This window comes from Methanobrevibacter millerae (genome assembly GCF_900103415.1).
In the GTDB taxonomy this organism is placed as follows: domain Archaea; phylum Methanobacteriota; class Methanobacteria; order Methanobacteriales; family Methanobacteriaceae; genus Methanocatella; species Methanocatella millerae.
The window spans coordinates 40,857-53,185 of sequence record NZ_FMXB01000013.1 but is presented as its reverse complement, the minus strand read 5'-3'; the positions used below and the strand labels follow the sequence as shown (position 1 = coordinate 53,185).

8 protein-coding genes are annotated in these 12,329 nt (G+C 25.8%); 1 reads left to right on the top strand and 7 read right to left on the bottom strand.

Going from position 1 to position 12,329, the window contains the following annotated elements; all coding sequences use genetic code 11:
* Nucleotides 1-210 precede the first annotated feature (210 nt).
* Nucleotides 211-669 (bottom strand): hypothetical protein, encoded by a 459-nt coding sequence (locus F3G70_RS08235; RefSeq protein ID WP_149732230.1) that lies wholly within the window; start codon nt 667-669, stop codon nt 211-213.
* Between the two features lie 211 nt (nt 670-880).
* On the opposite strand from F3G70_RS08235, the gene F3G70_RS08230 reads away from it, so the two are divergent.
* Nucleotides 881-1,381 (top strand): hypothetical protein, encoded by a 501-nt coding sequence (locus F3G70_RS08230; RefSeq protein ID WP_149732229.1) that lies wholly within the window; start codon nt 881-883, stop codon nt 1,379-1,381.
* Nucleotides 1,382-1,386: 5 nt separating this feature from the next.
* Here F3G70_RS08230 and F3G70_RS08225 read toward each other — a convergent pair whose 3' ends face one another.
* The 6 genes from F3G70_RS08225 to rplJ all read right to left on the bottom strand — a co-directional run bounded on the left by F3G70_RS08225 (nt 1,387) and on the right by rplJ (nt 12,278).
* Nucleotides 1,387-2,403, bottom strand: a complete 1,017-nt coding sequence (locus F3G70_RS08225) for a glycosyltransferase family 2 protein (protein WP_149732228.1) — start codon at nt 2,401-2,403, stop codon at nt 1,387-1,389.
* Nucleotides 2,404-2,419: 16 nt separating this feature from the next.
* The gene (locus F3G70_RS08220) at nt 2,420-5,053 is read right to left on the bottom strand and encodes a CDP-glycerol:glycerophosphate glycerophosphotransferase (protein WP_149732227.1); all 2,634 of its coding nucleotides are present in this window, start codon (nt 5,051-5,053) and stop codon (nt 2,420-2,422) included.
* Nucleotides 5,054-5,066: 13 nt separating this feature from the next.
* A complete protein-coding gene (locus tag F3G70_RS08215) occupies nt 5,067-9,209 on the bottom strand; it encodes a glycosyltransferase (protein ID WP_149732226.1) in 4,143 nt (1,380 codons plus the stop codon).
* Nucleotides 9,210-9,219: 10 nt separating this feature from the next.
* On the bottom strand, nt 9,220-10,938 hold the full coding sequence (locus tag F3G70_RS08210; RefSeq protein ID WP_223166046.1) for an ABC transporter ATP-binding protein: 1,719 nt from the start codon (nt 10,936-10,938) through the stop codon (nt 9,220-9,222).
* A gap of 13 nt (nt 10,939-10,951) precedes the next feature.
* The gene (locus tag F3G70_RS08205; RefSeq protein ID WP_149732225.1) at nt 10,952-11,719 is read right to left on the bottom strand and encodes an ABC transporter permease; all 768 of its coding nucleotides are present in this window, start codon (nt 11,717-11,719) and stop codon (nt 10,952-10,954) included.
* Between the two features lie 76 nt (nt 11,720-11,795).
* Nucleotides 11,796-12,278 (bottom strand): 50S ribosomal protein L16, encoded by a 483-nt coding sequence (gene rplJ, locus F3G70_RS08200; RefSeq protein ID WP_149732224.1) that lies wholly within the window; start codon nt 12,276-12,278, stop codon nt 11,796-11,798.
* Nucleotides 12,279-12,329: the final 51 nt, after the last annotated feature.

The window sequence follows — 12,329 nt, the reverse complement described above, 5'->3', positions numbered from 1 at the left end:
TTTTATTTTTAAATTAGATTTAAAACCATTAATTTGCTCATTTTCTTAATACAATAACTATTAGAAAAACATTATTATATTAACAACAGGTTATTTAGGAATATTCAAAATAGGCCCTATTTTAAACAAAGAATATTTAGGAAACTATTGATTAAGTTAATATAAAATTGAAAATGAAAAAAAATAGAAGATACATCAAATAAAAAAAATTTAATTTTTTACTGATGAATCTATTAAATAATGAGCAATATCATCTATTTTAAATGTTTCTTTCCAAGTGAAAAATGTATATGTTTTGTCGCCATATACAAACCAATAATGGCTTGAATTAGTACTGCTAACAGCTTTATAAACAAAAATATCATTAGTTGTGAAATTTGATACAGCAACAGATCTATTTTTCGAATCACATTCATTCACAAAATCTTTAACATGATTGGAAATATTCGTATCATTATAAAAATCAAAATAAATTGAATCTAATCCATTAGTTGTTTTTGGAAATCCTTGTTTAACAAAACCCACATATTTATAACCTTCAGGAAGTTTAAAATTAATTTCACCTACTTGAAGAGACTCTTCTTGATTAAAAATACCTGCATATGTCAAAAATACAAAAGAAAATACAATTATGCAAACAATAATCAAAATTAAAGATTTCTTTTCCATAAAGTCACCTCATATAAATATTATTAATTAACTTCTATTTAAATAATGTGGAGAACATCAATTAAATAATTTAACTGATTTAAAATTTTTTATAAAGGAAAATTTTTGAAAATAGGAAAGAATAGAAATATTAAATAATCTAAAAATAAAAAATTATAATTAAAATCGTATCATATAAATAAATATAACTTTTTTATAAATAGGTGTTTCAATGAAAGAATCAACTTATAGTGATAAAACAAACAATTCAAAAGAGAATATCCTTAAAGAATATATAATAAATCTTGAGTCACTAATTAAAAAAGAAAAAGAAGATAAAACCAGAATAAATAAACAATTAAACAAATACCAATCAATAAATGAAAGATTGGATAAAGAAAATAAAAAAATTGAAAAAAAAATTATTGAAACAGAATCAAAATTAACTAATTTAAAAAAAGATTATGATATTTTATTAAATGAAAGAGATGACCTTAATAAAAAAGTAATAGATAAAACTCAAGAAAATACTGCATTAAACACGAAACTCAATCAGCTTAAAACACAACAACATGAAACAAATATAAAATATGATATGTTAAAATGCTCATACAAAAATCTAAAAGAAAATAATAATACTCTAAAAAATAAAGAAAAAGAAATTTTATCTTCTAAAAGTTGGAAAATTACATCACCCCTAAGGAAAATCAGCAATATGAATAAAAAGAAATAATCATATTAGATAGAAATATTTTTTCCATCAAAAACAATATTCATTTTATTAAATTCTCCATAATCATCAGAACATAAAACATGCACATAATATGTTTGATATAGAAAAATCAAAGATTTAAATTCATCAATAGATAAATCAAAAGACTCATAAAAATATTTTATTTTTTCAAAAAACTCTTCTTTATATTTTTCATCTGTGCCCCTAAGTTTTCTTTCAAAACTAACAAATGAATAATTGATAAATGTCATTTTAAATTCATCCATCAAATTATTTTTCAACAAAAATTCACGAACTTCCATCATTACATTAAACCATGTTGATTCATATTTACCCCAGCGATAAGATGTTTGTAATGACGGCTGGCCTACTTTAATATAATGATAGAAAACATGAGGATAGTATGCAATTTTATTGGCAGACAATATTGTTTTAAAATGAAAAACAACGTCATTATAAATTTTATATGTGGAAAACTTTATATTATTATCCTTTAAAAAGGAAGTTTTGTAAAATTTAGACCAAATTACGCCCAAACTTGGATCCACAACTTTTTCATGAATAAATTTTCTATCAAACACAAAAGAATTATAATCCTGATTAAACTCATCCTCAGAGAAATACTTAAATAACTCTTTTTTATTGTCTTTATGATACCAAATTACATCAAATAGAACCAAATCCACATCCAAGTGTTTTGCATGATTATACAATTTTTCACACATGTCCTTTTCAATCCAATCATCAGAATCTAAGAAAACAATATATTCGCCATTAGCATTTTCAATGCCTTTATTTCTTGCAGCACCAGCACCAAGATTTTCCTGATGAAATATCTTAAATCTTTCATCATTTTTTGAATATTTTTCTAAAAGGTTAATTGAATCATCTGTAGATCCATCATCGATACAAATAATCTCAATATCAGTTAATGTTTGATTAATAGCCGAATCTAAACATTTGACGAAATATTCTCCAGGATTATAAATCGGAATAATAATCGAAACTTTCGGTAAAACCATTTAAACCACATATAAATTATAATTTTTTAATTTCTTCATAAACACGTTTACAATTATTTTTATCTTTAAATTTATAAAAGTTATCGACACGATTTTTATATTCTTCTTTCATTTCACAATCATTTATTATATATTTATCAACAAGGTTGATTAATTCATCTTCATCTGAAATTACTTCTCCAAAACCCATTGTTTCATAATCAAAGAAGGTTTCCTCAAAATGATAGTCATCTGCGTATTGATAATAAATTACTGGCTTTTTGATGTATGCAAAATCAAATGCAACACTTGAATAATCTGTGATTAATAAAGAAGAATTATTGAATAAATCTTGATAACCGCTCGTCTTATCTATATATACATAATCATTTGTATCAAATAAGTTGATGATATCAATAATTTTAGGATGAGGTTTGATTATAATATCATAATCATTGTCTTGTGCCAATTTAATGAATCGTTCATTGTTAAATAATGAATTCATTTTTTGGAAATAAAGTGATTTGATAATTTGTTCATTCTTGAGATGGTCAATACTTCTCCTCCAAGTAGGCATTATCAAAATCTGCTTTTTATCAGAAGCATCAGTCAAATCATCAAATCTTGGAAATCCCAATACTTTTATTACGTCTTTATCATAATTATATTCATATTCTAAAAAGGATTGTGCTTCCATTTCAGAAACCGTGACTAACATGTCTAAATTCTTATCATATTTTCTAAGCCATAATGACACATTATCTTTTGTAATTCCATGCTGCAGGAATATTTTTTTAGAATTAATGAGACCAGAATATAATTTTGAATTTTTCCCCCAAAATGGATTTAAAACAAACTCGTCAGGATGTGATGAAATAATCATATCAGAAAACAAATATAAAATCCTTTGTTTTATTGAATAAAAAGAAATTATATTTTTTAGTGATGAAGATAATCTCTTGAAATCTTTTGAATCTTTAAATAAAGTGAAATATTTATTAATGCCATCATCAATGTTGCTACAATATCTATAAAGATGTTCTGCATTATCATCAGCACTTTCACGACGATCCATGAACATCCAAATCTTTTTATCCTTAAAAAAAGGGAATAGAATCAAATAAATAAATCTGATAAACAATGTGGAAAACCAATTATATGGAATATGTCTTAAAATCACCAATAAAATTCTAATTTCCCATTTAAACATTTTAGAATAAGAGTACTGCATGATAAAAATAGTGTTATTTTTAAAATGAATCATATAGTTATCCCAAACTGCATAATTACTCACTTCAGACAATCGAGCATAATTTAAAAAACTAATCGGAAGCTCAAATGAATCACCAAATTCTTTAGATTTAACTTGAATATTAAACTCATATTCCTCATTAATTGATAAAGGGACTTTAAAATCAAAATTAATATATGATTCAGATATTTTACTTTCTTTTCTATTAAAATAGTTAAAAGTTTTTGATGAAAATATTTCCTCACCATTAGAACTTTTACTAACTAGTATGATATCAACATCAGAACTTTTAAAATAGGATTTTAAAAAACCAGAAATAAACAAATAATTATTTTTAATTTCTATTATGTCCAAATAAAATCTATGAATCGATAATTCGTCTAAAATAACATTATTAGTACACAATACAATATCATCATCCTTTTGAAGAATTTCACTTTCACCATACTTTAATTCATAAATACATTTTCTTATTTTCCAAGGGTCTTTTTTTAAATGACAATCAATAACTTCATCATTGATGTATTTAAATACATAATTAACACCATTATTAAATTCAATTAACTCTTCATCATTTAATACATCAAATCTCTCTTCAGACATCAACATCCATTTGATATCATAAACAATAACATATTGAATGAAATTAGGCACATATCCAACTTTATTAAGTGAATAATCAACCAATTCCTTAAAAAAACCATTCAAACGGCCAAGATAAAAGCGCTTATCCAATTTTGATGTATCAATGGTAGAAGTTTCATCAAAACGTTTTCTATAGCATAAACCCCCATTTTCAACTACACCATAAGCTTTTTTCTCCAATAATAATTTATTAACCATTATTGCATCTTCAGAGCTGATTAAATTAGTATCAAATTGAAAATCATTTAAAACTTCTTTTTTAATAAAAGCAGAATTAGTTGCTAATTGAGGATAATTCCATTGTACATTTAAATCAACTACTTTAGTTTCCTCAAATTTATAATTAAGCGGATGGTCACCGGTTTGTCTTTCAAAAAAATACATTGGAACAGAAACCACATCAATTTCAGAGTAATTTTCTTCAAAAAAATCAAAAACATTAGCTAATGTATCTTCCATTAATTTATCATCAGCATCTAAAAAGTTAACATATTTACCTGCCACATGTTTGATTCCAAAATTTCTTGCAGAAGCCTGACCACCATTTTCTTTATAAAAATATTTAATATTATCCGGATATTTTTCAACATATTCTTTACAAATATCTGAAGTTTTATCAAAACTACCATCATCCACTAATATTATTTCAACATGATTCTTAAAATCAAATTTTTGATTAATTACAGAATCTATAGCTTCCCAAACATAATCTTCTACATTATAACATGCCATTACAATAGAAAAATATATTGAATTAAAATCTTTAGATCCCATAAAATCACCAACATTAATGATTTTTTATCCAATCATAGATTCTTTCAGAGTTTTTACCGTCATGATGTTTGAAAAATGTATCTGCTCGATTTTGATATTCCTCTTCCATAATACAACCATTATTTAAATAAAACTCAATTTTATTAATTAGAATATCTTTTTCTGTGATTACATCACCAAATCCCATAGTTTCATAATCAAAATAATCCTCTTCATAATGATAGTCATCATTTGGCTGATAATAAATGAGCGGTTTTTTCAAATAAGTAAAATCAAAGAATACTGATGAAAAATCAGTTATTAAAAGAGATGATTCAGCAAATAATTTCTGATAAGATACCTCATTAACTATTTTAATTCTTTCATCAATTTCAAATAAATCCAAATATCTCTCATCATCATTAACAAATCGTTCTAATTCGGGATGAGGTTTAAAAACAATCTTAAAACCATATTTTTCCACAACATTAATTAATTTTTCATCATGTAAAAGTTCATTTAATGATTTGAAATAATCAGAACCCATAAAAAGACTTTTAGATCCCCTTAAATTTTTTCTCCACGTTGGAGTTATTAAGATTTGCTTTTTATCATCACTCCAAAGATAATCATGACGAGGAAGACCAAATGCTTTTACGATATCCTCATCATAATTATATCCTTCCTGTAAAAATGATTCTCGCTCGGAATCTGCTGAGGTTAACACTAAACGTACATTTTTATCATATTTGGAAAACCAACTTGATAAATCCTCTTTTGCAACCCCGTGTTGAAGGAAATATGAATCTGGTTTTGTTATGCTTGAATATAAATATATTTCCTCATCATCAGTGAAAAATGGATTAATTGTGGATTGATAAGTATGTGAAGATATAACTTTATCTGCAAAAAGATATTTCATTTTATGTCTAAATGAATCATATTTTAATACTTTTCCCACTTTAGAAACTTTAGAGAAATCTTTACTATCTTTAGATAATGCAAAATATTTATTCACATTATCTTTTTGAGATACTGCATATTTGAAAAGATAAAATGCATTATCATCAGCAGATTCAATTCTATCCATAAATATAAATGTAGGATTCTTTTTATGTTTGCGAGAAACAAATGGGTATGAAATTAAGTATAAAAATCTATAAAATACTGCAGATAAGAAATGATTCTGATGTTCTTTAATTATTCTTGCTAAAACATCACATTCATATTTAATCATCCGAGTATATGAATATGGACGTATTAAAAATTTATTGTCTTCAAATAAAGCCATCATAGAATCTTTAATTAAATAATTACTGGTATTTGAAAAACCTGCATGTTTATTGAAATCCAAATTATGAAAAGCCGTTATCACATTTGATTTACTAAAATCAGTTTTATCACCATTTATATGATATGTTGCTTTAACCTTAATATTAGAAACTTCACCTTCTGAAATAGGGACTTTAATATCAAAAGTATGTCTATACTCCCAAGTAATACCCAAATAAGTTAAATCTTGGCGAGAAGTGTAGTTAACATCTTTTCCACCATAATACTGGTATGTCCCATCCAAAGATTCTTTAACAGCACCAATTGAAACATGATTCGTGTTAAAATGAGAATATAATAATCCCGAAATATTAAAAAATCCATTATGAATTTCCACTATATCTAACCAAATATTATGGTCTTGGAAATCATCTAACCCATAATTTTTGGTCTTTATTAATGCAGTATTTTGAGCAATCTCCGTGTAAATATCATCATTTTTAAGATAAATAAAGAATTGTTTTAATAAACGTATATTAATATTTCTATTATTTACAATAACATCATAATCTATGAAATTAATAACATGATTTAAATAATACCAAAATTCACTTATTTTAGTTTCATTTTCCAAAATATCAACATTTGGTTCTTGTAACATCCACTGTAAATCATATGCCAGCATATATTGAATGAATTCAAGAACTTCACCTTCTTTTTCAAGCGAATAATTTATTAATTCCAAATAATAATATTTTAACTTATCCGTGAAAAATTCCTTTTGAGTGGTTACTAAATCTATTGTAGAAGTTAAATCCTCACGTTTCCTATAATAATAAACAGGTTCTTCTAAAACACCATATTTTTTCTTTTCGAATAAAATCTTATTCACCATTATCGCATCTTCTGAAGACACAACATTTGCAGGGAATTTGTATTTATTAAATAAATTATTCTTAAAAAATACTGCATTACAAGCAAGCTGGGGATTATTGGGTTCTTCGATTAAATCTATAATCCTATCCCCTTCATTAAACCTATAATTTAACATGTGTTGACTATCTTTTCTACCAAAATGCTTTTGGCGAATGGATGCAAAATCAATTTCATTTTCATGCTCTTCTAAAAATGCGAATGCTTTTTCCAAGGCATCTTCGGATAAATAATCATCACTATCCAGGAAGTTTACATACTTACCTTGCACATATTTTAATCCATTATTACGTGCAGTTGCCTGGCCCTGATTTTCTTGAGTTAAAAGAATAATATTATTTGGATATTGCTTTTGGTACTCTGAAAGTATATTATTCGTATTATCCGTACTTCCATCATCTATTAAAATTAATTGAATATTATCTTCAAATCCAATACTTTGATTTATGATTGAATCAATAGCTTCACCAACATAGTCTTCAGTATTATAAATAGCCATTACTACTGAAAATTTATATCCCCTTTTAATGAAAAAAGATCTCTCCTCAAAAGATACTCTTAAATCATCTTTAACAAAATTATTTACATAATCAGAAAAGATACAGTTATGGGTAAAGTTACCATCCAAATATGAAAAAGAAATATTGTCCCAATCAAAATCAGTGTTATCACCATTCTTATGGTAATTTACACGAATCCTTATTTTTGAATCGATTAAATCATCAATAGGGATTTTGATATTAAATGGATAAGCATAACTCCAATCAACAGATAAAAATCTAGTATTTTTATGTTTATCATTTTCAATAAATGCTGCTTTAAATAATTCATATCCACCATTTTTTTCTTTAACGGCGACTATTGAAATATCCTCTATGTCAAAATAACTATTAAATACTGCAGAAATATGTAAATTATCATCATCCAGTTCTATTTTATCATACCAAAATTTATGAATATTTAATTCATCTAATGTATAACCCTCAATTTTAGCTATTACATTGAAATCATGAATTTCATAATCAATATCCCCATATTTAAGATATAATATAAAGTATTTCAATTTTTCATCAACATATTCATTGTCAAAGATTACATCATCATCAATAAACTGTAAAAATTCATTTAAAGTCCTAAAAAAATCACATTTATTTTCTGAAATGTTTAATTCTGGTTGTTTAAGAACAGTTAATAAATCATAGAGTAATGAATATTGAATAAATTTAGGAACATTACCATATTCAGCTAAACATCTTTTTGAAAGATTGATATAATATTTTTTAATACGATATGTGTAACATTTATTATTGAATGAAAATTTTTCTAAAATATTTTCTAAATTCTGTCTTTTTCTATTTAATAAAGGAATAAATCCATAAGTTTTTTTGTTTAATAATAATTTATTTAATAACAATAAATCTTCAGAACATATTAAATTATTTTCAAAATAATAATCATTTATCAACTCATATTTAATAAATGAATATGAAATAGAAATCAAAGGATTGTTAGGAAACCTTTCTAAATTCCCGATAAATGATTCATGAAAATTAAGAGTAGTTTCATCAGTATCATTTAATCTACCAATATAATTTTTGGGAATGAAAACAACATCGATTTCATCAAAATTTTCTTCAAAAAAATCAAAAATATCTTTCAAAGCATTTTCAGATAAATGGCCACCAATATCTAAAAAATTAATGTATTTACCTTCAGCATGTTTTAATCCTAAATTCCGTGCATAAGATATTCCCAAATGATTTTGAAATAATAATGTAATATTATTGGGAAACTTTTCCACATATTCATTAGCAATTTGCATCGAATAATCAGTACTTCCATCATTAACCAGAATTAATTGAATATTTTCTTCAAAGCCTATACTTTGGTTAATTATAGATTCAAGAGATTTTTTTATATAATTTTCAGAATTGCGAAAACATGTAATAATAGAAAATTTATACTTGTGCATTATTATTACCTTAATTCAACTGTATATTTTCTAATTGATCTTTAGTAGCATTAGCTGCTGCTTTTATATAAGCATCACAAACTTCATTTACTTCACCATACATTATTAATTTACCTTCATCAATCCAAATTGCTTTATTACATAAATCTCTTATTTGACCAACAGAATGTGAAACAAGTAAAACTGTAATACCAGAATTTATTAAAGAACGTATTTTATCAGAACTTTTCTTTCTAAATTTAATATCTCCTACAGATAGAATCTCATCCAATATTAAAATATCTGGTTCAACAATAGTTGCAATTGAAAAAGCTAATTTTGCCCTCATACCTGAAGAATATGTTTTAACATGATAATTAATTGCATCCCCTAACTCTGAAAATTCTAATATTTCATCATATCTTTCTTTTAGAAAATCTTCAGAATAACCTAAAAATGCACCATATAAAAATATATTATCTTTCCCAGTATAATTAAAATCAAAACCTGCACCTAATTCAAGTAATGGTGCAATTTTTCCTTTAGTTTCAATAGTACCTCCAGTAGCATCATAAACACCTGCTAAAACTTTAAGAAGAGTACTTTTTCCAGCCGCATTAAAACCAATGACTCCCACACGATCCCCTTTAGGAATTTCAAAAGAAATACCATCCAATGCAGTAACAATTTTAGATTCAGATTTATTTCGTTTAATTGTCCTAATAATTAGTTCTTTTAATGTATCAATTTTATCTTTAGAAACTTTAAATTGCATTGATAAATTTTCAACTTTAATCGCTACTTCACTAGAATAATTTTCAATTAAACCATTTAATGCATCATCCACAGATAACTCATCAGAAACATCATCTTCCACATCAACAACAGATAACTCATCAGAAACATCATCTTCCACATCAACAACAGATAACTCATCAGAAACATCATCTTCCACAGAAATAGAATCATCAAAAGAATCTTCAATAACTAAATCATTATTTAATATAGAAGATTCATCATCGACTAACTCATTTAATGCATCATCAACAGATAACTCACCAGATTTTTCATCTAACACCTTCTGTGTTTCAGTTGGTTCCTCTCCCACAACATTAGTTGCTACATCTTCACCAGTAGCATCTTCCAGCACATAATCCGTACCTTCCTCTGGAATTGGTAACTCTTTTTCAATGTTAATCTCCAATGGTTCATCAAATACTTCATCATCAGTAGGAACTTCCTCATCTTCAACATCAACAACAGATAACTCACCAGAAACATCATCTTCCACAGAAATGAAATCCCCAATATATGATTTTTCATTGTTTTTATTATCAATATTCCCCTCCAACAAAGATTTATTCTCAGAATCATTACTTAAAGCCATGGATTCAACATGGGGATTAAAACTATTTTCAGAAGAAGAATATTTCTCAGACATATTTTGATTAACTCTAAAATATGAATTAATTTCATTATCCAAATTTTTAGAAATTAGTGAATCTTTAGATTTTTCATTTGATTGGGATGAATTAAAATGATTTAAAATTAATTCTAGTTCTTGAAATATTTCTTCTTTTTCATCAGGATTTAAATCTATTTTTCCTTCATTTATAGAATTATAAATAAACAATGCTTCTTCTTTAAACTTTTCATCATCAATATTATTAAAATTAAAATGGTGATTAATAATTTTCTTTCCATCCTGTTTTGAATTAAAATATAATCCATAATTATTATTTTTTTTCATATTAACTCCCCAATTAAAGTTGTAAAACTAATTTTTTCTCATGAATTCTAAATAATAAAAATCCTACACCAAATAACATTACTGAAAATACGGCAAGATACATTAATGACAAAATATCTGGAAATACATGATACATAATAGCATCCCTAAAACATGATATTGCAATATATAAAGGATTTAAAGTAAAAATAGCCTGAACATTAGCAGGTACAATTTCAATTGGATAAAATAAAGCAGAAGCATACATTAATATTAAAGCAAATATGGAATAAAAATGTCCAATATCAGAGAAATATGTGTTTAATACTGCTAAAATTAAACCTACACCAAAAATCATTATGATAAGAAAAATAAATGGAATGATTGAAGCAAACATCATTAAATGGAAATGTTCGCCAGTGACTATCATGACCCCAAATAAAATTATTAATGATATTAAAAAATTTATAAATTCATAACAAATGGATGAAATAGCAAACATATATCTTGGAACAAAAATTTTAGTTAAAATTGATCTATTAGCTCTAATAGATCTCATAGCGCCACCAGTAGCATCTACAAAAAATTGATATATGATTCTGGCTGTTAGAAAATAAACTGGAAAATTACGAATTTCCCGCCTAAACAAAACAGAAAATATCACAGTAAAAATAATCATGATTAATAATGGATTTAAAAAACTCCAAATAATACCTAAAAAAGATTCCTTATATTTTGTAGTGAAATCCCTTTTGACTAATTGCTTTAATAAAAACCATTTTTCATCCCAAGTTTCAAACATATAATACACTCTGTTAAAAGATGGTTAAAAACATTACGAAAAAAAATAGTAAAAAATAGAATTAATTAAAATAAATCTATTTTAATAATTCTGCACCTTTGTCAACAACAACTTTACAAGGAACTGGCAATTTCATACCTGCCCTTTTCAATGCAATCTTTGCTTCTTCAAAGTGTTTTGGCTGAATATCAACTGTGATGATTCTTTGATCTTTTTTAACAATAGCTTCAACACTGATAGGTTTACCGAAAGCGTTTCTCATACCGGATTGAACCCTATCTGCACCTGCGCCGGTTGCCATTGGGTTTTCCCTTACGATTTGGTGAGGGTATACTCTTAACTTAAGGTGATAACCTAACCTTCCGGCTGCCCTTTGCATTAACCTGTTTGAAGCAATACGAGCTGCTTCTAAGGAATTGTGTCTAATTTGAGCTGGCTTTTTAACAGCTAAACTGACTGAAACTGGAAATTCTTCTCTTAAATTACCCATATCGTATTGTACGATTCTTGAATTTGGGGTTTTTCTAATATAATCTCTTCTTGTATAAGCACGAACCATAATAAATTCCTCCGAAATAAAAATTATATAATAAATAGAATATTTAAATAT

Excerpts from the sequence above, each read along its gene's own strand:
- F3G70_RS08215 (WP_149732226.1), bottom strand. The coding sequence starts at position 9,209 with ATGCACAAGTATAAATTTTCTATTATTACATGTTTTCGCAATTCTGAA.
- F3G70_RS08210 (WP_223166046.1), bottom strand. The coding sequence starts at position 10,938 with ATGAAAAAAAATAATAATTATGGATTATATTTTAATTCAAAACAGGAT.
- rplJ (WP_149732224.1), bottom strand. The coding sequence starts at position 12,278 with ATGGTTCGTGCTTATACAAGAAGAGATTATATTAGAAAAACCCCAAAT.
- F3G70_RS08235 (WP_149732230.1), bottom strand. The coding sequence starts at position 669 with ATGGAAAAGAAATCTTTAATTTTGATTATTGTTTGCATAATTGTATTT.
- F3G70_RS08205 (WP_149732225.1), bottom strand. The coding sequence starts at position 11,719 with ATGTTTGAAACTTGGGATGAAAAATGGTTTTTATTAAAGCAATTAGTC.
- F3G70_RS08230 (WP_149732229.1), top strand. The coding sequence starts at position 881 with ATGAAAGAATCAACTTATAGTGATAAAACAAACAATTCAAAAGAGAAT.
- F3G70_RS08225 (WP_149732228.1), bottom strand. The coding sequence starts at position 2,403 with ATGGTTTTACCGAAAGTTTCGATTATTATTCCGATTTATAATCCTGGA.
- F3G70_RS08220 (WP_149732227.1), bottom strand. The coding sequence starts at position 5,053 with ATGGGATCTAAAGATTTTAATTCAATATATTTTTCTATTGTAATGGCA.